The sequence below is a fragment of the Ornithinibacillus californiensis genome (genome assembly GCF_001038485.1).
In the GTDB taxonomy this organism is placed as follows: domain Bacteria; phylum Bacillota; class Bacilli; order Bacillales; family Amphibacillaceae; genus Ornithinibacillus; species Ornithinibacillus californiensis.
On sequence record NZ_LDUE01000022.1, the window covers coordinates 26,903 to 48,997 of the forward strand.

At 34.2% G+C, this 22,095-nt stretch carries 22 protein-coding genes; all 22 read left to right on the forward strand.

Going from position 1 to position 22,095, the window contains the following annotated elements:
* Positions 1 to 4 precede the first annotated feature (4 nt).
* The 22 genes from TE34_RS06225 to TE34_RS06330 all read left to right on the forward strand — a co-directional run bounded on the left by TE34_RS06225 (position 5) and on the right by TE34_RS06330 (position 22,095).
* Complete coding sequence (locus TE34_RS06225; protein ID WP_047983976.1) at positions 5 to 355, forward strand: helix-turn-helix domain-containing protein; 351 nt, start codon at positions 5 to 7, stop codon at positions 353 to 355.
* Positions 356 to 366: 11 nt separating this feature from the next.
* Positions 367 to 1,521: a glycosyltransferase family 1 protein gene (locus TE34_RS06230; RefSeq protein ID WP_047983977.1), complete on the forward strand. Its 1,155-nt coding sequence runs from the start codon at positions 367 to 369 to the stop codon at positions 1,519 to 1,521.
* Positions 1,493 to 2,683: a glycosyltransferase gene (locus TE34_RS06235; protein ID WP_047983978.1), complete on the forward strand. Its 1,191-nt coding sequence runs from the start codon at positions 1,493 to 1,495 to the stop codon at positions 2,681 to 2,683. Before TE34_RS06230 ends, TE34_RS06235 begins: the two co-directional genes overlap by 29 nt.
* A 12-nt stretch (positions 2,684 to 2,695) precedes the next feature.
* Positions 2,696 to 3,727 carry a glycosyltransferase family 2 protein gene (locus TE34_RS06240; RefSeq protein WP_047983979.1) on the forward strand — a complete coding sequence of 344 codons (1,032 nt, stop codon included), beginning with the start codon at positions 2,696 to 2,698 and terminating at the stop codon, positions 3,725 to 3,727.
* A gap of 12 nt (positions 3,728 to 3,739) precedes the next feature.
* Positions 3,740 to 4,915, forward strand: a complete 1,176-nt coding sequence (locus TE34_RS06245; RefSeq protein WP_047983980.1) for a CDP-glycerol glycerophosphotransferase family protein — start codon at positions 3,740 to 3,742, stop codon at positions 4,913 to 4,915.
* Positions 4,902 to 5,318, forward strand: a complete 417-nt coding sequence (locus TE34_RS06250) for an adenylyltransferase/cytidyltransferase family protein (RefSeq protein ID WP_047983981.1) — start codon at positions 4,902 to 4,904, stop codon at positions 5,316 to 5,318. Before TE34_RS06245 ends, TE34_RS06250 begins: the two co-directional genes overlap by 14 nt.
* Positions 5,315 to 6,307 carry a glycosyltransferase gene (locus tag TE34_RS06255; RefSeq protein ID WP_201777679.1) on the forward strand — a complete coding sequence of 331 codons (993 nt, stop codon included), beginning with the start codon at positions 5,315 to 5,317 and terminating at the stop codon, positions 6,305 to 6,307. The genes TE34_RS06250 and TE34_RS06255 overlap by 4 nt, the downstream gene beginning before the upstream one ends.
* A 16-nt stretch (positions 6,308 to 6,323) precedes the next feature.
* The gene (locus TE34_RS06260; protein ID WP_047983982.1) at positions 6,324 to 7,514 is read left to right on the forward strand and encodes a glycosyltransferase; all 1,191 of its coding nucleotides are present in this window, start codon (positions 6,324 to 6,326) and stop codon (positions 7,512 to 7,514) included.
* A 23-nt stretch (positions 7,515 to 7,537) separates the two neighbouring features.
* Complete coding sequence (locus tag TE34_RS06265) at positions 7,538 to 8,647, forward strand: glycosyltransferase (RefSeq protein WP_047984009.1); 1,110 nt, start codon at positions 7,538 to 7,540, stop codon at positions 8,645 to 8,647.
* 44 nt (positions 8,648 to 8,691) lie between these two features.
* A complete protein-coding gene (locus TE34_RS06270; protein WP_047983983.1) occupies positions 8,692 to 9,696 on the forward strand; it encodes a glycosyltransferase family 2 protein in 1,005 nt (334 codons plus the stop codon).
* A 31-nt stretch (positions 9,697 to 9,727) separates the two neighbouring features.
* Positions 9,728 to 10,675 (forward strand): glycosyltransferase family 2 protein, encoded by a 948-nt coding sequence (locus TE34_RS06275; protein ID WP_047983984.1) that lies wholly within the window; start codon positions 9,728 to 9,730, stop codon positions 10,673 to 10,675.
* Between the two features lie 11 nt (positions 10,676 to 10,686).
* Positions 10,687 to 12,468 carry an ABC transporter ATP-binding protein gene (locus TE34_RS06280; protein ID WP_236687114.1) on the forward strand — a complete coding sequence of 594 codons (1,782 nt, stop codon included), beginning with the start codon at positions 10,687 to 10,689 and terminating at the stop codon, positions 12,466 to 12,468.
* Positions 12,469 to 12,496: 28 nt separating this feature from the next.
* Entirely contained in the window at positions 12,497 to 13,552 is a 1,056-nt protein-coding gene (locus TE34_RS06285) for a lipid II:glycine glycyltransferase FemX (protein ID WP_047983986.1), read from the forward strand.
* Between the two features lie 25 nt (positions 13,553 to 13,577).
* Positions 13,578 to 14,381 (forward strand): tyrosine-protein phosphatase, encoded by an 804-nt coding sequence (locus tag TE34_RS06290; protein WP_053074985.1) that lies wholly within the window; start codon positions 13,578 to 13,580, stop codon positions 14,379 to 14,381.
* Positions 14,382 to 14,395: 14 nt separating this feature from the next.
* Positions 14,396 to 14,986, forward strand: a complete 591-nt coding sequence (locus TE34_RS06295; protein ID WP_047983987.1) for a sugar transferase — start codon at positions 14,396 to 14,398, stop codon at positions 14,984 to 14,986.
* A 32-nt stretch (positions 14,987 to 15,018) separates the two neighbouring features.
* A complete protein-coding gene (locus TE34_RS06300; protein WP_047983988.1) occupies positions 15,019 to 16,101 on the forward strand; it encodes an ATP-grasp domain-containing protein in 1,083 nt (360 codons plus the stop codon).
* A gap of 22 nt (positions 16,102 to 16,123) precedes the next feature.
* Positions 16,124 to 17,233 (forward strand): polysaccharide deacetylase family protein, encoded by a 1,110-nt coding sequence (locus tag TE34_RS06305; RefSeq protein ID WP_047983989.1) that lies wholly within the window; start codon positions 16,124 to 16,126, stop codon positions 17,231 to 17,233.
* 24 nt (positions 17,234 to 17,257) lie between these two features.
* Entirely contained in the window at positions 17,258 to 18,439 is a 1,182-nt protein-coding gene (locus TE34_RS06310) for an acyltransferase family protein (protein WP_047983990.1), read from the forward strand.
* Between the two features lie 24 nt (positions 18,440 to 18,463).
* Positions 18,464 to 19,459 carry a glycosyltransferase family 2 protein gene (locus tag TE34_RS06315; protein ID WP_053074986.1) on the forward strand — a complete coding sequence of 332 codons (996 nt, stop codon included), beginning with the start codon at positions 18,464 to 18,466 and terminating at the stop codon, positions 19,457 to 19,459.
* A gap of 76 nt (positions 19,460 to 19,535) precedes the next feature.
* The gene (rfbA, locus tag TE34_RS06320) at positions 19,536 to 20,435 is read left to right on the forward strand and encodes a glucose-1-phosphate thymidylyltransferase RfbA (protein ID WP_047983991.1); all 900 of its coding nucleotides are present in this window, start codon (positions 19,536 to 19,538) and stop codon (positions 20,433 to 20,435) included.
* 24 nt (positions 20,436 to 20,459) lie between these two features.
* On the forward strand, positions 20,460 to 21,029 hold the full coding sequence (gene rfbC / locus TE34_RS06325; RefSeq protein ID WP_047983992.1) for a dTDP-4-dehydrorhamnose 3,5-epimerase: 570 nt from the start codon (positions 20,460 to 20,462) through the stop codon (positions 21,027 to 21,029).
* Positions 21,030 to 21,039: 10 nt separating this feature from the next.
* Positions 21,040 to 22,095, forward strand: coding sequence for an NAD-dependent epimerase/dehydratase family protein (locus TE34_RS06330; protein ID WP_047983993.1), 1,056 nt, complete (start codon positions 21,040 to 21,042; stop codon positions 22,093 to 22,095).

A 22,095-nucleotide genomic window follows, 5' to 3' on the forward strand; every position in this document is an offset into this window, starting at 1 on the left:
TGCCATGACCATAGGGACAACAGTTCAAGAGATCCGAAAATCGAAGGGCCTTACACTTTCTGAGTGTGCAGAGAGGGCAAATATATCGAAATCTTATTTGAGTAATATCGAACGAAATATAACGAAAAATCCATCCGTCCTCGTTATACAAAAGATTGCTAATGTGTTAGAGGTAGATTTGGATCTCATTTTAGGTGTGGAATCATCGGCGGACCTTACTTTGCCGGAGAGTGAATGGTTAGAGTTTGTTAATCAACTTAAGGAAACTGGCATCGATAAAGAGAGATTAGGTGAATACAAGACTGTGATTGAATTTGTTAAGTGGCAGAACGAAAAGTTAAATTGTAATAGTTAGTGGGGAGATGTATGGACAATGAAAAGCCAATAAGAGTCCTTCAGGTTGTCGGTGGAATGAATAGGGCCGGTACGGAAACGATGTTGATGAATATTTATCGGAATATTGATAGGCGGAAAGTTCAATTTGACTTTATTTCTTATTACAGAGATGAGGCACATTATGATTCAGAGATTAGAGAACTTGGGGGGAGAGTAATTCAACTTACTAAAACCAATTCGATAAGCGAACTGGTTCGTACAATGAAAGAATTTGGCCCATATGATGTGGTTCATGCACATACCCTATATCATTCCGGTATCGCTTTTCTTGCTGCTTTTTTAGCGGGAGTGAAAGTGAGAATTGCCCATGCTCATACAACGTTAGACGATGAAAATGGGTTAGTTCGCAAGCTCTATATATCCTTCATGAGATATGTAATCAGGATGTTTTCTACTAATCTGTTAGCTTGTAGTGAAGAGGCTGGTCGATACTTATTTGGTAGGAAAGGGATTAGTGGGGGAGACTATTCGTTTTTTCCTAATGTTATAGATTACAAGCAATTTCTAGATGAACCAACTTCACAGTTGAACACGTTTAAACTGGAGGAAGGGTTAGGAAAGCGGGTTGTGATTGGGCACATAGGGAGATTTATTGATGCAAAGAATCATCGTTTTTTGTTGGAGATTATGAATTGTTTACTAGCTAAAGATCCATCTATGAAGCTGCTCTTAGTAGGGGATGGGGATAATAAAAGTTTTATAGAGAAGCAGGTTAAGCAATTGGGCTTTGAAGAGAATGTTTCCTTTGTTGGCATTCGTGATGATATCCCTACGATGATCCATGCCATGGATGTGTTTGTTTTTCCATCCACGTATGAGGGTCTGGGAATGGTATTACTAGAAGCACAAGCGGGCGGGATACCTTGTGTCGTTTCGCAAGCCATTCAACCAGAAGCGGATTTGGGTATTGGATTAATGACGAAGCTATCACTAGAAGAAGGCACTGAGGTTTGGGCTTCTAAAATACTTGAACAGATTGGCAAAAAAGAAAGAAATAAACAGAAGATTATTAGGGGCTTTGAGAGAAAAGGATACACCTTACAAGGTGCTTTAAGTAGGCTGATGTATCTATATAAGACGAATAATGGTGATGAACATGAAAAATATGCTAATCGCCTCTTATGATTTAGAAGTTGGCGGTGTGGAGAGAAGTTTAATTAGTATGTTACAGAGCTTTGACTATGAGCGGTATGCGGTAGATTTAATGCTGTACCATCATCATGGTGATTTTATGAATCTATTAACCGAAAAGGTGAATCTGCTTCCTGAAGTTCCAATCTATTCTACTGTTAGAAAGTCAGTTAGTACGACCATAAAAGAGGGGCATATTCTTATTGGGATGACTAGATTGCTTGCAAAAGTAAGAGCGGAGTTGAGAGGAAGGCAAATGAACTTGGCAGAGCCTGGATATTATCAGATGCAGCTGATGTGGCGATATAGCTTACCTTTTCTTCCTAAGCTGAAGAAACAATATGATATTGCTATCAGTTATTTATGGCCACATTATTTTGTCGCAGAAAAGGTAGATGCCAAAACAAAGATAGCCTGGATTCATACCGATTATGGAACTGTAGAAGCGGATCCTAATCTAGATTTGGATATGTGGAAACGTTTTGACTATATTGTTGCTGTATCGGAGTCATGTAAGGAGTCTTTTCTTCAAAGATACGAGCAATTGAGAGATCGAGTTATTGTAGTGGAAAATATTTTGTTTCCGGATACGATAAGGGAATTGGCTGAAACGGAAGAGATTAATCCGATGCTAGAAGATAATCGGTTTAAGATTATCACTGTTGCGAGACTATCCCATGCGAAGGGAATAGACTTAGCAGTTCAAGCTATGCGTCAATTAATAGAAAAGGGTTATACGGATATTGCTTGGTATGTGGTTGGTTATGGTGGTGATGAGGGAAAATTAAAAGAGATGATAGCTTCTAGAAATTTGGAAGAACATTTCTTTCTCCTTGGAAAACGAACTAATCCTTATCCATACATTAAAGCAGCGGACTTATACGTCCAGCCATCTCGTTATGAGGGGAAAGCTGTTACTGTAGGGGAAGCACAAATATTATCAAAGCCTGTTTTGATTACCAATTATCCAACAGCAGGTAGTCAGGTAAGGGATGGGGATGATGGTTTGATATGTGAGCTTTCAGTTGATGGGATAGTAGATGGGATTGAAAGACTATATCATGATGCTTTGTTACGCAATAACCTTGCAAGTAATTGTGCATCTAGTCAATACAATAATGGTGAGGAGCTTCGCAAACTATATCAGTTAGTTTAGGTGGTGTATAGGTTGAATAACATTAAAGTTAGTATCGTAGTTCCTATTTATAAAGTAGAAAAATATATTCATCGATGTATGGAAAGCATATTAAACCAAACCTATACTAACTTAGAGATAATACTAGTGGATGATGGCTCACCTGATAATTGTGGAGCGATCGCGGATGAATATGGTAAGAAGGACTACCGGGTTAGAGTTTTTCATAAGGAGAATGGCGGACTATCGGATGCGAGAAATTATGGAATGCAATATGTTACTGGAGAATACACAATGTTTGTTGATAGTGATGATTGGTTACAGCCTAACATGATTGAGGAAATGATGAAGTATAGTTTGAAGTACCAAGCTGATATTGTGCAATCAGCTTTTTATTATGCCTATGAAGATAGATTGTATTTTGATAGTCGTTATTATGATGAGGTAGCTGAACCAATTGTTATGGATAGAGATAAAGTTATGTATGAGTTGGTTGTGAATGAGCGGGTGAAGAATTTTGCTTGGGGGAAGCTTTATAGAACAGAGTTGATACGGGATATTCCATTTAAAAAGGGTGTTCTATTTGAGGATGTGTTTTGGGCGCATCAGGTTATGCATTTGGTAAATAAGTTTGTATTAATTCCACAGCCATTTTATTTTTATTTACAACGAGAGGACAGTATAGTGGCAACCTATTCACCAAGAAATTTAGATTTCATTAAAGGGTTAAGAGAAAGACATCGATTTATTGAGATGCATTACCAAGATTTAGTCGAAGAATCGTATAAGACTATTTTGAAAATGAGCTTGATTCACTATAATTTGCTTCTTCAAAATCGACAAAAGGATAAGGATGGAAAACATCGAAAAGAAATTAAGGACTATATTCATGCTTATCATCGAGAGTTAAGAGAAGCATCGGGCGATGATCATGAGTTGCATAAACAATTAACCTTATTTATGTTTCATCCAATGGTAAATGTATTGTATTTAGCTGCTAAGAAGGGGTTGAGGATAATTCATTTTCTGCCACGACATACAGGGGTAGAGCAAGTAAAGCTATAGAGGAGTATTAAAATGAATTCAAAGCTAAAGGATTTCGTAATCTTTGCCCTCATTTCTATTTTTAATTACATTCCAATCAAACGGAATAAGATATTTTTAATGAGTTATTATGGTAGCCAATTCGGATGTAATCCCAAATACATAACAGAATATATATTGGGACATGAGGATGGGGAGGGTTTTGATGTTGTTTGGGCTTTTAATAATCCCGAAACTTACAGTCATTTAGGTGTTCGAACGGTAAGAACTATGTCCCTACGATATTTTTATGAGATGTGCACCTCCAAAGTCATTATCACAAACTACCGAACAACAACACATTTCAAGAAAAGAAAAAATCAATACTACATACAGACATGGCACAGTTCCTTAAGGCTTAAGCAAATAGAAAAGGATGCAGAGGCTGTACTCCCTAACCATTATATTGAAATGGCGAAAAAAGACTCGGCTAAGTGTGATTTGTTAATTTCAGGTAGTCGATATAGTACTGAGATCTTTCGTAGGAGCTTTTGGTATAAGGGAGAAATATTTGAAAAAGGTACTCCGAGAAATGACTTATTGTTCCAGCGGGATGAACGGAAGAGAAAGGAAATTATGCAACGTTTAAGGCTTCATCCAAATCTTAAAGTGGTACTGTATGCTCCTACCTTTCGAAAAGATAACTCTTTAGATGTATACGATGTTGACTATAAAAGATTAAGAAATAGCTTACAGGAGAAATTTAGTGGAGATTGGGTTGTGCTCGTTAGATTGCATCCACATCTGCAAAATATTTCTCGTGAACTTACAGATGGGGAAAATGTAATGAATGTAACTACTTATGATGATATTCAAGAGTTGCTAGTTTGTACAGATATCTTAATTTCAGATTATTCCTCTTTAATTTTTGATTTTGCAATAACAGGAAGACCCTGCTTTTTGTATATTCCCGATGTGGATTCGTATATAAAGCAGGATAGAGAGCTTTATTTTGACTTAGAGGAACTTCCTTTTATTACTGCCTATAGTAATGATGATCTAGAAAAAAGGATTAACTCTTTCCAACAGATAGCATATAGAAATGATCTACAGAAGTTTTTACATAAAGTTGGTACATTTGAAGCAGGTAACGCTTGTGATTTTTTATTTAAAAGAATTTATGAGGTCTGTCATGAGGAGAAAAGGGGTGAGGCGTATGAAGCCGTATAAAGTTGGTTATACTACCGGTGTTTTTGATTTGTTTCATGTCGGTCACTTAAATATTTTAAGGAAAGCAAAGGCTGAATGTGACTTATTAATTGTTGGCGTTAGTACGGATGAGTTGGTATTAGAATACAAACAACGGTTACCTGTAATCCCATATGAAGAACGAAAGCTAATCGTAGAAGGGATACGCTATGTTGATAAGGTAGTTCCACAATTGAATAGAGATAAGATTGCTGCTTGGGAGCATTTACTTTTTGATGTCATGTTTGTTGGTGACGATTGGAAAGGAGATGCTCTTTTTAGTGAAGTGGAGAAGAGGTTTAATCAGGTAGGGGTAGAGGTTGTGTATTTTCCTTATACAAGAGGTGTTTCTACTACGATGGTGAAGGAAAAGATTCGTACATGAGTAAAATGACAAATCCACTAATTAGTATTATTGTACCAGTCCATAATCTTGAGGAACATCTACCTAAATGCTTGGATAGTATTCTCTCCCAGGAGTTCAACAACTTTGAAGTTATTCTGGTAAACGATGGGTCAACTGATAAGAGTGGAGATGTTTGTGAAGTCTATGCAGCTTGGGATGAACGAATCAAGGTTATACACCAAGGTTATCGGGGAGTTAGTGTCGCTAGAAATACTGGCTTAGATGCAGCTGTTGGTGAATATATAGGATTTGTTGATGGAGATGACTATATTGATAAAGGTATGTATCAAGTACTTTTTGACTTAATTCAAGAATCGGAAAGTGATATTGCTATTTGTCATCTCGGAAGGGAAATTGATGGAATACTCATTAATAAAGCTCCAAATGACTTTACAAAAGTAATGGACAATGTGGAAGCCTTGCGAGAACTTTTTAAGGGAGAATTATATCGTTTCTCCTTATGTAATAAGTTATTTCATAGGGATTGCTTTGAGGGAATTCGATTTCCTGAAGGGAGAATTCATGAGGATCTTGCTACAACCTATAAATTTTTTGCAAAAGCACAACGAGTTGTGTTTCGTAATTTTACCGGGTACATTTATGTAAAACGGATGCAGAGTATTTTGACATCCAACTATTATGAAAAAAGGTTGGATGCGTTTATTGGTTGGGATGAAATTATTCCTTTTATGGAAGAATATTACCCGCAGTTAGCAAAAGAAGTAAATGCATGCTTTGCTTATAATAGTGTAGATCATGTTTATTATGTGTTGAATCAGGTTCAAGATAAACAAAATCGAGACAGGTATTTAGATGTGATTCGATATTATGTGCGAAAGTATTACAGAAGAATACGGAAAGAAGCGGGACTAGGAATACAGCATAAGATAATAACATTAATCATTCGATATAATATCCAGTTTCTTATTCTTTTTAAACAAATGAAGATCATTGGAAAAAGTACTTAAGAAGTGAAGTGATGATATGAAGAAAAGCTTGCTTTTTGTGATAGACTCTTTGGATACTGCTGGTGCGGAAAAAAGTTTAGTTTCACTATTAGGGCTCCTTGATTATTCAAAATATGATGTGGATCTTCAGTTATTTGCCCATGGTTATCCACTAGAAGAATTAGTACCTAAACAAGTTAGGGTTCTGGAACCACTTCGATATTCTCGCTTTAGTAATTTGGAAGTGGGCAACTCTATGCTATACGCAATAAAACATCATGAATATCGGATGCTTTACTCTAGATTAGTTTACTCCGCTAAACTTAGAAGTAGAAATTATTCTAATCCACAAAAAGCTAGATTGTATTGGCAAAGTATTTCTAAGGTTATTGACGAAAGTAAGAAAACGTATGATATTGCAATTAGTTATGCCCAAGGAGTCCCGACGTTCTATGTTGCTAGTAAAGTGAAAGCAAAGAAGAAATATGCCTGGGTCAATGTTAGCTACAAACTGGATGAAAAAGAAAAGTCCTTTCAAAAAGATTACTATAACCAGTTTGATAAGGTAATTGCGGTTTCAGATTCGACAAGAGATGTTTTTGTTCAGACATATCCTGAATATAAAACTAAAATGGAGGTTATCTACGATATAAATAATCCCCAGCTTATTAACAACCTTGCTAATAATGGGGAGGGCTATCATGACTCATTTGATGGTATACGCATCCTTACTATAGGAAGGCTAGCATATCAAAAGGGTTATGATGTAGCATTAGAGACTTGTAGATTACTTAAGGAAAAGGGATTGAATTTTCGCTGGTATGTACTTGGTAAAGGACCATTAAAGGAAGAGATAGAAGAAGAAATTAAAAGTAAGGATTTAACCAATCACTTTATTCTACTAGGTGTTACATCCAATCCATATCCACTTATTAAACAGTCGGATATTTATGTTCAAACTTCTAGGTTTGAAGGATTTGGTCTAGCTATTGCTGAAGCTCGTTTGCTAAATACTCCAGTAGTTACGACGGAATTTGATGCAGTCTTTAATCAGATGATCCATGGAAAAAATGGTATTGTTGTTAAACGTGATGCAAAAAATGTATGTAACGCGCTATTTGAATTGATTTCTAACGTAAGACTACGTAACCAGATTATTAAATTTCTTACAAAAGAGAAAAAAGGAAATATAGAAGAGGTTGAAAAGTTTTACCAGTTGATAGGATGATCTTGGAAAGTGGCGATGAGGTAATGAAGAAAAAAATATTATTCATGGTTATAAACATGAATATTGGTGGTACGGAAAAAGCTTTACTTAACTTGATAGAAGAAATGCCAGAAGAACAGTATGATATAACTATACTAATGTTAGAAAAGTATGGCGGCTTTCTAGAGTATATACCGGAAAGAGTAAATGTTAAATACTTAGAGGATTATCCGATGTTAAAAGGATTAATCAATAATCCGCCAAAACAGAATGTGATCAACCTTTTCAAAAAGGGGAAGTTGTTGAAAGGATTCTATCTAGGTTTGATTACCATTATTTCGAAGGTTACTAGAAATAATATTGCTTTTTATAAATACTTACTTAGAAAAGTTCCACAAATAAATGATGAGTATGATATTGCTGTAGCTTATGCTGGTCCAATGGATTTCATAAGCTATTTTATTGTTTATAAGGTCAAGGCTGATAAGAAGATTCAGTGGATTCATTTTGATGTTAATAGGATTGGTTTTAATAAGAGGTTTGCAGGTAGAATTTATAAGCATTTTTATCGAATAAATGTGGTATCGAGTGAAGGTAAGGAAAAGTTAGTAAGTCTCCTCCCGATGTACAAAGAGAAGATTAGCACATATGCGAATACGGTATCATCAAATCATATTTTAAATATGGCAAATCAAGGGATCGGTTTTCAGGATAATTTTGATGGAATACGAATTTTAACAGTAGGTAGGCTTAGCAAGGAGAAAGGGCAAGAACTAGCGATATCTGTATTAGAGTTGCTTAAGAGAGATGGACTGAAAATTAGATGGTATTGTATTGGTGAAGGTAAAGCAAGAGAAGAATATGAGAAAAGCATTAAAGAAAGAAGTCTCACTGAAGATTTTATTCTATTAGGTGCAAATCCTAATCCTTATCCATATATGAGACAATGCAATTTATATGTTCAGCCATCTAAATATGAAGGTTTCTGTATTACACTATCGGAAGCAAAGTGTTTCGGAATACCAATTATTTGCACTGAATTTACAGGTGCAAGGGAACAGTTGGTTAACTATAGCCAGGGATACATAGTGGAATATAATAAGATACAACTATACCAATCTATTAAGCAAATTACTGATAAAAGAAAAATTTAAAATAAGAGAAAAATAGTATTTAATATCAAAGAGTAGGTGTTGAGGTGTGTCCAAATATTAGTTTAATAGTACCAGTATATAATGGTGAGAATTTTCTTGCTGAGTGTATTGATTCAATATTAATGCAGAGTTTTAAAAATTTCGAGTTGATTATTGTTAATGATGGTTCGACTGATGATACATGGAGAATATGTGAAAACTATAGGGATAAAGATAATAGAGTGAAAATAATAAATAAAGAGAATGGTGGGCCCGGTTCTGCAAGAAATATTGGAATTACTCAGGCAAAAGGAGATTATATTGGTTTTGTAGATAGCGATGATATTATTAATTCAAACATGTATAAGATACTTTATAAGGTTGCTCTAAGGGATGATGCGGATTTGGTTGCCTGTGGTTTTCATGATAATAGTACCAATAAAAGTCACGTGAATCCTATAGACGGTAAACTTATCATCAAAGGTCTAGAGATAAAGGAAGACTTAGAAAAACTGTTGATTCAAAATAAAATATTAACCTACGCAAGTCTTTGCAACAAATTGTATAAGAAAAGCTTGATAATTAATAACAAATTATTTATCAACGAGAGAATTCATATAGCTGAAGACCTTTGTTTTAACCTATTAGTACTAAATAAGGCTAGTTGTATAAGTGCAGTTAATGAGCCGTTATACTCATACAGAAATGTGAATAACGAAAGTTTAATGACTAAAAGTTATGACTTATTCTACCAACATTTAATCGCTAGAGATGAAATAGTTCGTATCTACAGAGCAATAGGAATAAGTAATGAAGTTCTGTATAAATGTATAGAGTATGAAAATTGCAAGACTGCAGCGGAGTATTTAAAAAAAATTGCAAACAAATTAAAGTCTGATGTAAATATAAACGTAAAGTTTAAGGAAGTTAATAAACTATTACATGAGCATTATTTTCTTGATTGCCTTCAACATTCCAACAGTAAGCACCTCAACATCAAAGCGAGATTAATGTTGAAATTAATTAAGTTTGTATTATTCATTAAAAAGTCCTTAATAGTTAATTTTTAATTCTCAAAATTTATTTTGGAGTTGTTTTATCATGGACCCATATATATCTATTATTGTCCCAGTTTATAATACAGAGCAGTATTTAGAGAAGTGCTTGTTATCAATTATTAATCAAACAATAAAGTGCATAGAAATTATAATCATTGATGATGGATCTACAGACAGAAGTGGTTCTATCTGCGATGACTTTGTAAAAAGAGATAAGAGGATAAAAGTTATACATACAGAGAATAATGGACCTGCCACTGCAAGGAACAAAGGAATAGCCTTATCGAGTGGTCAGTACTTGGGATTTGTAGATAGCGATGACTGGATAGAGGAAACAATGTATGCAGACCTATATTACACTTGTATAAGTAAAAATGCTGACATAGCCGTTATTGGACTGAGGGAAATTACAGATAAAGGAGAAAAGATAAGGGATTATATACCTAACAGTGTGGATCTTAGTGAAATACTTAAACGGGCTTATCCATGTAATAAATTATTTAAAAAGGATTTATTTATTAACAATAATTTATTATTCGAGGAAGGTATATTTTATGAAGATCTTGAATTAATCCCAAAACTGTTTGTTAAGGCAAATAAAGTTTCGAAAGTAACAAAGATTTCTTATAACTACGTCAAGAGACCATTCTCAACTACAACAACAAGAGATGATAAAATTATTGATAATTTAAGGGCGTATGTAAAGATAAAAAAATATCTTATAAAGGAAAATTTATATGAAATATATTCGGAGGATTTCGAAAAAAGCCTTTCATATTTTAAAAAGTATTATATAAATATACTCTATGACTATTCAACTATGTTTCTACTCAGAAATATGAAATCAATAAATTTAGAATTTAATAAAATAGGTGGCCTTGGAGTGGAAAACTTTTATAAGTTATTAGCAAAACATATAAAATTTAAAATTAGAAGGACTTTTTCGCTTATAAGAGGTCAATTTTCAAAACCACTTTTTAAAAGTAAATGATATAAAGAGGTGTGAATAGTTTGAATGATACATTAAAAAAATTGCTAATTCTATTCAGCAAAAATGAAAAGAAAAAACTATTAATTATTTTTTTCATGATGATAGTAGCAGCTCTATTTGAGACCCTGGGAATTGGTTTAATTGCTCCATTTGTTGGGATTGTGACAAATCCTAAACTTATCCAAGAACAGGATATTTTTTTATCTTTTTATAAATTACTTAACTTTCAATCGACTACATCATTCATCGTGGGGTTAGTGTTTATATTACTATTCATCTTTATCATGAAAAATTTATATCTACTTTTTTTTTATAATATCCAATTTAAGATAATTTTAAATCAGCAAGTAAAACTATCTAAAATATTGTTTAGGGAATATTTAACAAAACCTTATATTTTTCACTTGCATAGGAATTCGGCAGATTTACTAAGAAATGTAAATGGTGAGGTTCCACGAGTTCTTCAGGGGATAATCTTGGCATTATTTCATTTGTTAACAGAAGTACTTGTGATTGTTTGTATTTTAACATTGTTATTAATTACTTCCCCAATTGCTACAATAACTGCCACTCTATTATTAGGAGGTAGTATTTTTGTTTTCTTTACAATATTTAAAAAGAAAATTAGCTCATTAGGAAAAGAACAACAAGAAGTAAGTGGAAATATGATTAAATGGGTAAATCAAGGACTTGGGGCTAGTAAAGAAGTTAAAGTTTCTGGAAAGGAAGCCTTTTTTATTAATGCTTATGCTAGTCAAGGACAAATTAATGCAAATAATAGTCGCTATATGAAAATGCTTGAACAAGTTCCAAGATTGTTTATTGAGACTCTTGTGGTAGCCATAGTGTTGGTAACAATGCTTATAATTATTACCAGTAATGCTAGTACCACTGAACTCGTAACAACAATGGCACTGTTTACTATGGCGGCGTTTCGATTAATGCCTTCTATAAATAGGATTGTTGGTCTTATTACAGGGATTCGCTACAGTTTACCTGCACTAGAAGTGGTTTACGAAGATTTACATGTTAATAAAGAAACTGTCCCAGCGGAACTCACTTCTAAACCTGAGATAACTCATAAAGAGGAAAGAGCATTTAGAGAGTCAATTCAACTAATGCAGATATGTTTTCGATATCCTAACCAGAAGGATTATTCTGCAAAAGATATTTCACTAGCAATACCTATTGGTTATTCAGTAGCATTTGTTGGGGAATCAGGTGCCGGTAAGACAACACTTGTAGATATTATTCTAGGTATTCTAAACCCAGAAAAAGGAAAAGTTTTAGTTGATGGAATAAGTATTCATCAAATTAGAACATTATGGCAGAAGAAGATTGGGTATATACCGCAATCGATATTTTTAACAGATGATACTATACGTGGCAATGTAGCATTTGGTATTAAATCTGGCGATATAGATGATAAAGAAGTTTGGAGAGCACTCGAACAGGCTCAACTAAAGGAATATGTTAAGTCACTCCCAGAAAAGTTAGAAACAACTGTAGGTGAACAAGGAGTTAGACTATCTGGCGGCCAAAGACAAAGAATAGGTATAGCACGTGCGTTATATCATAATCCGGAGATTTTATTTATGGATGAAGCAACCTCAGCATTGGATAATGAGACCGAAAAAGAAATTATGAAAGCAATAGATGGTTTAAAGGGTGAAAAGACACTGATTATCATTGCCCATCGGTTAAGTACGATCGAAAACTGTGATATTGTATTCAGGATAAACAACGGTAGATTAGTAGCTATTGAGAGGAAGCTTGATGAATCAGTAATGTAGTCTGGTTCATATAATAGTGAGGTGTAACATGAAAATAGTAGAAAACCATGATGACTGGAATCATATACTAGATCAATTTAATAGTATTGATGTCTATTATTCATATGAATATGGACAGTTATTTGCCAATGAAGAAAAAGGATTATTACGAGCTGTCTACTATAAAAAGGATAATACCAAAGTCTTTTATCCTTTTATTCAACGAAAACTACAATGGGGAGAAGAAGAACTACATGACATTGTAACACCTTATGGGTACGGAGGCCCTCATATTGAAGGGGAAAATAGAAGTTTGATTGAAGAATTTTTTAATAGGTTCGGTACTTTTTGTAAGATGAATAATATCATTACCGAGACAATCCGTTTCCATCCGCTGGCCAAGAATTATCTTGATTTAGGAAGCTATATAGAAACACGATATATACGTCATACAACAGCGGTAGACCTTCATAATTCTATTCAAGATATTCAGGAAGTCTATACCTCTATGAATAAACGAAACATCAAGAAGGCAAAAAAAGAAGGTATATCCTGTTGGGTTGCAAATCCAACATCGGAGAATATTAATACATTTATCAACTTGTACAAAGAGACAATGGATAGAAATCAAGCCAGCAACTATTATTACTTTAACAAAGAATACTTTTTTAGACAAATGGAAACCACAAATATAAGTAATTCTTATTTATTATTTTCTTCATATGATGAGGAAATAATAGCTGGTGTCATGATAATCGTAGGAAAAGAATTTGCACATTACCACCTCGGAGCATCAAAAACAGAATATCTACATTTAAGACCAAATAATATATTATTTGATTACATGATTCAATTCTGTAAAGAAAAAGGATCATCATTACTTCATTTAGGCGGTGGCTATGAAGAAAATGATGGTCTTTTTCAATTTAAAACATCATTTACAAATAATCTCTTATTTGATTATTACATTGGTACACGAATTTTTAATCAGGAGAAATATAATAAGATAGCTTCAGAGGTTAGGGATAAATATGATGTTAATGAAAATTATTTTCCGATATATCGAGGAATTGTAGGACCAAAAGTTGAAGAAGTAAGGAAATAGGCTTATAAATCTAGGAGGAGTATAGTTGATAGTTGATATACATAATCACATTTTGCCAGGGGTAGATGATGGACCAAAGGATTGGGATGAAATGATCCTTTTGGCAAATCAGGCCGTTGAGGTAGGAATTACCGATGTAATTGCAACACCACATCATAAACATCAACATGGTGAGCACTATTACGAGAATGATCCTATAATCATTCAATCTTTAGTGAATCAAGCAAATTTAATACTAAAGGAAAATCAAATACCGTTAACGATACACCCTGGAATCGAATTTCATATTCATCCTGATATTCTGGAGGATATGAAATCGATGGAAACATTCTTGCCATTGAATCATACACGATTCTTATTAATGGAACCACCATCAAAATATTTTCCTGAGAATACTGAGGAGGTTTTTTTAAGGCTACAGGAAAAGGGCTATACACCTATACTTGCTCATCCCGAGAGAAATCGAATCCTAAGAAGGGAACCGGAGAAGATCTTCAATTTAGTTAAACGAGGTGCATTAATACAAGTTACAGCTGCAAGCATTATTGGTACAGGAAAGAGATTGAAGAATTTTTCTCATCATCTATTGGAACACAATCTAGTACATCTTATAGCATCCGATGCACATCATCATTTGAGGAGAAGATTTGAACTAAACAATGCTTATCAATATTTAGAAGAAAATTATTCAAGAGATTACTCGGAATATTTTATTTCCAATGCAGAACTTGTACTAAAAGGAGAGGTGATTTCAATAAGGGATCCACATGAAATCGGGAAGCGAAGGCAGTACTTTTTCTTTTACAACCATCCGTTAAATATAAAGTGAGAAGGTGTTAGGAAGTGAAAAGAGTAGTAGATATAATTGGGTCTAGTATATTGATTATTTTACTTTTGCCAATAATGCTAGCTGTAGCCCTTGCTATCTATTTTAATATGGGTTCGCCAATCATATTTAAACAGGAAAGACCAGGTCTATACGGTAGGCCTTTTTTTATTTATAAATTTAGAACTATGGTGGATAAAAGAGATACAACTGGAAACATGCTTCCGGGTAAATATCGTCTAACTAGGCTAGGTGTTTTACTTCGTAAATATAGCCTAGATGAATTGCCTCAATTGTTCAATGTGTTTAAGGGTGACATAAGCCTAGTAGGACCAAGGCCACTTTTAATGGAATATCTTTCATTGTACACAAAGGAACAGTTTCGAAGGCATGAGGTAAAGCCTGGAATAACAGGATGGGCTCAAGTGAATGGGAGAAATGCAATCAGTTGGAACCAAAAATTCAGTCTAGATGTTTGGTATGTTGATAACCATTCATTTTGGTTGGACATAAAGATTCTAGCATTCACAATGAAAAAAGTCTTTGTTAGGGAGGGTGTAAGTGCAAATAACCATTACAGTATGGAAAAATATAAAGGTACTCCCTAAAGGAAGGTTAATAACTATAAAGAGGTGTTTGGATGAGCAAAATACTTATAACAGACGTCGGTGTATCGCCTGCAGAAAACCTGATTAAATCTTGGAAAAAAGCAAAAATCAAGGATGAAATAATTGGTCTTTCTAGAAATCCTTTTAATCTGCATTGTTCACGAGCAGATATTAAACATTATATTCCATATGAGTTTGGTTTTGATTATCAATACAAGAATGCCTTACTTACCATTATAGAAAAAGAGAAACCAAGTTTAGCAGTTTTTATGAGTGATAGGGAAATCTTAGAGGTTTCTAAGTTTCGGGAAGATATATTGGCTACAGGTACTAAGTTATTTATGCCAAGACATGAAGTCATCGATATTTGTACCGATAAATTTAAATCTTATGAACGGTGGAAAGAAGCAGGGATAAAGGTTCCTAATACTGTACCAATCAATAACGAAAAGGATCTTCAAGATGCTTTTAATTTACTAGGAGATAATGAAGGGAAGATCTGGATCAGGGCAACAGTTGGGGCAGGTGGGAAAGGTGCTCTACCTACCAATGATTTTGAGTTTGCTAGAAACTGGATAAACGCTTATGACGGTTGGGGGAGCTTTACAGCTTCTGAATTACTAGAATCCAATAATACTGTGACGTGGCTTTCTATTTGGAATGAGGGAGAGCTAGTTGTCGCTCAAACTAGGCGCAGGAAATCTTGGGGGTTTGGTAATCGAACATTGTCTGGTGTAACTGGGATTACGGGTGTAGGAGAAACATTTTCTAGTGAAATAGTTGACCAAATAGCTAAGGAAACGATTTTCGCTATCGATGATAAACCACATGGTGTATATGGGGTAGACATGACTTACGACAAGAATAATATTCCTAATCCAACAGAGATAAATATGCGTTTTTTTACTACTTCACATTTTTTTACAGAAGCTGGATTAAATATGGCGGAGATTTATAAAGACATTGCTATTTATGAGAATATACCTAAACTCGAAACAAAAGTGAATCCATTGCCTGATGGTTTATTGTGGATTAGGGACATGGACCGAGAGCCTATTCTAACGAAGGAGTCTGGAATAAATCAATATTTAATTAACAACTTATCTACTATATAAATTTAGGAGGGGGTTATAATGCTTGGCTTCTTTAGTAAATTATTTGAAAAAGAACTATTTTGATTGGAGAACATGGGATAATATCTACCGTAATATGAAAAAGAATCAAGTAGAATTGCCGCCATTTGAAAAAAAAGATTTCAACTATTTTTCTAAACCTGGTATTGTATTCTCTTTCGATGATAGTTTCCGTGTAAACGACTGGTATACATATGGGAAAAAAATATTCGAAGATAATAATGTTAAAGTTACATTTAACATTAACGCTTTCCACCACTATGAAAATAGAAGAGAGCATAATCAGGAAGAAATAGATATGCTTATCGATCTTCAATCTCAAGGACATGAGATTGCTCATCATGGTTATAAACACAAGAACGCATTTGAATATACAGAGAGATTTGGAATGAAAAAATGGATTGACGATGAAATAGAACCCTTATTTGATTGGATGGAAAATCAAGCCCATTCTAAAACTGGTGAAAAATTTAAAAGGCCTGTTACTTTTGCTTTTCCACATTTTCAAACTAGCACTGAGATAGTGAATGAAATAGTTCCTAAGTATTTTAAACTTTTAAGGGGTCATTTAGCTGGTTCTAATTTGGTTCCATTTTGCCATACTGGTTTTGCTCCTTCTATCTGTATAGACAGTCTTTATTTGTCAAATCCTGCAAATATAAAAAAAATAATAAAATTTGCCGAGAAGTATCATTGTAATTTAATCATTACATGCCATTCTTTATTACCTGACGATGTAAGTTTTAACATGTTCGGTTGGGAAATGGCTGAACATGAGAAAAGATGGAAAACATCTCCAAAGATAATAGAAAGTATTATCAGCGAGGCAAGGAAGAATAATATGACTTTTTATACTACTGCTGAAATTGCTGGAGTAGCCACATTTATTGATCGAGGTTTTGAAAGGGAGGTTAGAAAGCTTTTATCTAAAAGTGAGAATGAGTGGATATTGATTTCGGAATTAGATGCAATCACGGAATTAGATTTAAGAAAAATAGATATATCACATTATGGTGGGATACAGTATTTTTCTAAACTAAAAAAATTATATCTAAAGGATAATCAGCTCCCCTCTAGTGGTATTATAGATAAATTGGTAAAAAGTATGAGCTGATAACATAGTTTGGGGGAGATAACAATGAATAAACGGATTGAGCAGTTGGATTCTCTAAGAGGTATTGCTGCTTTTGCAGTTGTTCTGCATCACCTACCACTGGTTGCTTTTGCATTACCGGCCTTTTATGTAAGCTTATTAAGATTGACGGGAATTAACTATGGTCACGGGCCTGTTATGTTGTTTTTCGTATTAAGTGGATTTGTTTTGTCTATACCTTTTCTGGAAAAGAGATGGGAGGGAAATAGGTATTTTCCATATGTAGTCAAACGCTATTGTAGGATTTATATTCCTTATATAGTTGGGATATTATTCGCTATTGCTCTCTCACAATTATTCTGGACAGAAAAGGTAGAAGTAGTGGGAACTTATGAGCATATGTTGTGGTCAACTCCATTAGACTTGCAATTAATTGTTGAACATATATATTTTTTAGGGAACATTCATTCAAATGCTTTTAATGGAGTAATTTGGTCCTTAATTCATGAGTTGAGAATTTCTATTATATTTCCATTTGTTGTTTTATTTGTTAAGCGGTTTGATTGGAAGATTTCTGTACTATTATGCATGATACTTTCAGCTATTTCGGGTTTGAATAACATTTTTGATTTTCAGACTTCAAATGGCAATGATATAACATACTTTCACACATTACATTATACATCCCTATTTATATTAGGTGCTCTATTAGCTAAACATCGTAAGGATATCATTACCAACTATAGAAAACTAGAAACAAGTACCAAATATATTTTTCTGATGACTTCTTTTATTTTATATAACTTCTCAGAGATTTTTACAGGGTATTTATATATTTTAACTAATATTGAAATAATATCAGTCTATTTTTTCATAATAATGGAATATGGCATCGCGTTTGGGTCAGTTGGATTTATGATAAGTGCGATGGGTTCATCCAGAGTTGAAAGAATTCTATTACTAAGGCCTTTTAGGTTTTTAGGGAAAATATCCTATAGTTTATATCTATATCACCTACCAGTCATATTAACGTGTATCTATTTATTTCATTCTGTACTACCTTTATGGATAATCTGCATGATTGCTGTGCCAATGAGTGTTATTATTTCTTCCATTGCTTGGTATTTAGTTGAGAGACCAAGCATCACTTTTGGAAGATTTCTAGCAAAGAAAGTTAAAGGTAGACAACTTACATTAAATGCAAAGTTTAAGAAAAGAACAGTGTAAAAGTGCTTAGGGAGGACATTCAACATGAAACCAGAAATTAGTATTATCGTCCCGATATATAATCTGGAGTACTTGCTACCCAAATGTATTAATTCTATTTTAGCTCAATCCTACTCTAACTTTGAACTAATCCTGGTTAATGATGGTTCTACAGATAATAGTGGGGAAATTTGTGATGAATATGCTAAAGAGGATAATAGGATAGTAGTGATACATAAGGAAAATGGAGGAGTTGCATCCTGTAGAAATACAGGTATAGAAATTGCTAGAGGTAACTATATAGGGTTTGTAGACAATGATGATTATATTAATAAATATATGTTTGAGTTATTATTCGAGAATGCTATAAAGTTTTCCTCGGAAATTGTTGTTTGTGATTATCAAAGAATACCAGAAGAAGAGTATATAGACACAGAAAAGTACAATCAAGATTATGATGTACAACATTATAATAATTTGGAAGCATTAAATGAGATCTATTATCAAAACGCTGGTACTTTCATTTATCCGTGGAATAAACTTTACCGAAAAGAAGTTTTTAACAATGTTGTTTATGAACATGGAAATCCGTTCGACGACGAGTCAGTAGTTCACAAGATATTGTTTAAATCTACGAAAATAACGTATATCAAATTGCCACTATATTATTATGTGACACGTAAAGGAAGCATGGTTAATTCAAATTTTAGTACGAAAAAATTTGGTAGGGTTTATGCACTTAAGGACAGGGAAGAGTTTTTTCGTAAAAATAAGTTGATGGACTTACAACAAAAAGCACTGAAACATTATATGGAAATATTTTTCTGGTATTACTTTAAGGGAACGGGCATAGAAGGGGCAAAGAAAGAATTAAGAGAGTTAAAAAGAACGTTTGATCAAAGTTTAATCCATTTATTAAAGCTTCGAGAAATTAGTTTTAAGCATAAAATTATGTTATTTGTATTCAGGGTAAGTCCTACATTATTTGGATTTATTAAAAACGTAGGAGATAGAAGTAAAGCACGACAACAAAGTGTGTAATAGTTCAAAAATAAAAGGGTCCTTAAATGGAGCTTTATTTTTTTGTTTTTTTATCATATTGCAAAGAGGTGATCCAATGAAAGGCATTATTTTAGCAGGCGGAAGTGGAACCCGACTATACCCCTTAACAAGATCTATTTCTAAACAAATGCTACCGATCTACGATAAACCAATGATCTACTATCCTTTATCCGTTCTCATGCTTGCTGGTATAAAGGAAATTCTTATAATTACAACTCCTACAGATTTGCCGAGATTTGAGCAATTACTAGGAAGCGGAGAAGAGCTCGGGATTCAATTATCTTATGCAGTTCAGGAAAAACCTAATGGATTGGCAGAAGCATTTATCATTGGGGAAGAGTTTATTGGGGAAGATGATGTCTCTCTTATACTAGGAGATAACATCTTCTATGGGCATGACTTTATATCTCTTCTTGAGAGAGTAAGGAGAGAGTTAACAGGTGCAACAATTTTGGGGTACAACGTCAATGATCCTGAAAGATTTGGGGTAGTAGAATTTGATGAAAGACGTAAGGTGTTATCTATTGAGGAAAAACCTATTGTGCCAAAATCTAACTTTGCTATCACAGGCTTGTATTTCTTCGATAACCAAGTAATAGATATAGCTAAAAGGGTGAAACCGTCTACTAGGGGAGAATTAGAAATTACAGACATATTAAATGAGTATGTGGCGAGGAATCAGTTGAAAGTTGAGCTTATGGGAAGAGGATTCGCGTGGTTAGATACAGGGACACATGAATCACTTCTAGAAGCATCTCAATTTATTGAAATCATTGAGAAGCGAACGCGTTTAAAGGTTGCCTGTTTAGAAGAGATTGCTTTTAACCGAGGGTATATTTCGGAGAAAAAGTTACTAGAGCTTGCAAAGCCATTAAAAAAGAGTGACTACGGAAAATACTTAAATCGAATTGTAGAGATGAAGAAAGGAAAAGAAGCAGCCTTAATTAATGGTTAATACCAAGTTCCGAGGAGGGATACAATGAGAGTTATTGATACAGAATTACCTGAAGTGAGAATTATTGAACCACAAGTATTTGAAGATAATCGTGGCTTCTTCATGGAGAGTTATAATCTTGAACGATTTTCAGACCTAGGATTAAGGTTCGATTTTATCCAAGATAATCATTCCTTGTCTGTAGATAAAGACGTCATACGTGGTCTACATTATCAATTGGAACCAAAAGCACAGACTAAGTTAGTACGTGTTATTACAGGTGCAATCTATGATGTTGCGGTAGATATCCGAGTAGGATCTCCTACATTTGGGAAATGGGTTGGAGTAACACTTAGTGCTGCTAATCATCGAATGCTTCTGGTACCGAAAGGCTTTGCCCACGGTTTCTGCACTCTAACCAATAATACCCATGTCCAATATAAAGTGGATGATTATTATTCGGTAGAGCATGACAAAGGGATAAGGTGGAATGACCCAGAGCTAGCAATTGATTGGCCAACAACTACACCAATATTATCTGAGAAAGATCAAAAACAGCCATTCTTAAAGGAAGCCGAGATTAATTTTTCGTTTGTAAAAGAATTTATTTCTTAGGGGGCTTTTTATGAAACGTGTATTAGTTACGGGTGCTGGTGGTTATATCGGGAGTGTATTAGTACCAAAACTACTTGAAGAGGGTTATTGGGTAATAGCTGTAGATCGTTTCTTCTTTGGAAGAGATAAAATTAAGCCACATCCACATTTAACTATTGTTCAAGAAGATTGCCGTCGTTTAACAGAAGCACACTTCAGAGATGTTGAAGCGGTAATTGACTTAGTTGCAATCTCTAATGACCCAAGTGGAGAGCTATTTCAACAGGTAACCTATGAAATAAATCATTTAGCAAGAGTGAATACAGCTGAATTAGCGAAACGGATGGGTGTAAAACGATATATTCTGCCATCTTCTTGTAGCATTTATGGGTTCCAGGATATGGATACTGTTGTAGATGAAAAGTCAAAAACTAATCCACTAACAGTTTATGCAAAAGCTAATGAAAAAGCTGAACAGGGAGTTCTTCCCCTAGCGGATGAATCGTTCTCTGTTACTGTCATGCGCCAAGCGACTGTATATGGTTTTTCTCCGCGGATGCGTTTTGATTTAGCTATCAATGGCATGACCTACGGTGCTTGGGAGAATGGTGTGATTCCACTTATGCGAAATGGTGACCAATGGAGACCTATGGTTCATGTAGATGATACTACGGATGTAATGTGTTTGTTGTTAAAAGCAGACCCATTCGTTATAAATGGTGAGATTTATAATGTGGGTTCAAATCGGAATAATTATCAATTAGGAGCACTCGCCAATGAGATTGCAGAATCCTTACCAAAGGATGTCCAAATTGAATGGTATGGCGATCCAGATCATCGGTCCTACCGAGTGAGTTTTGACAAGATAGAAGAAGCGCTGAACTGGGAAGCGCGTTATACTGCAGCGGACGGAGCAATGCAAATCTTTGAAAAATTAGAGAGTGGTATGCTCCAAAAGACGGAGGAAACGATTACGTTGAACTGGTATAAGAAGTTAATTGAATGGGAGAGAATCATTCAAGAAACAAATATGTATGGTGGCTTATTGGAAATAGACAATAAAAGGGTCTCGGAGCAATTCGTCTAA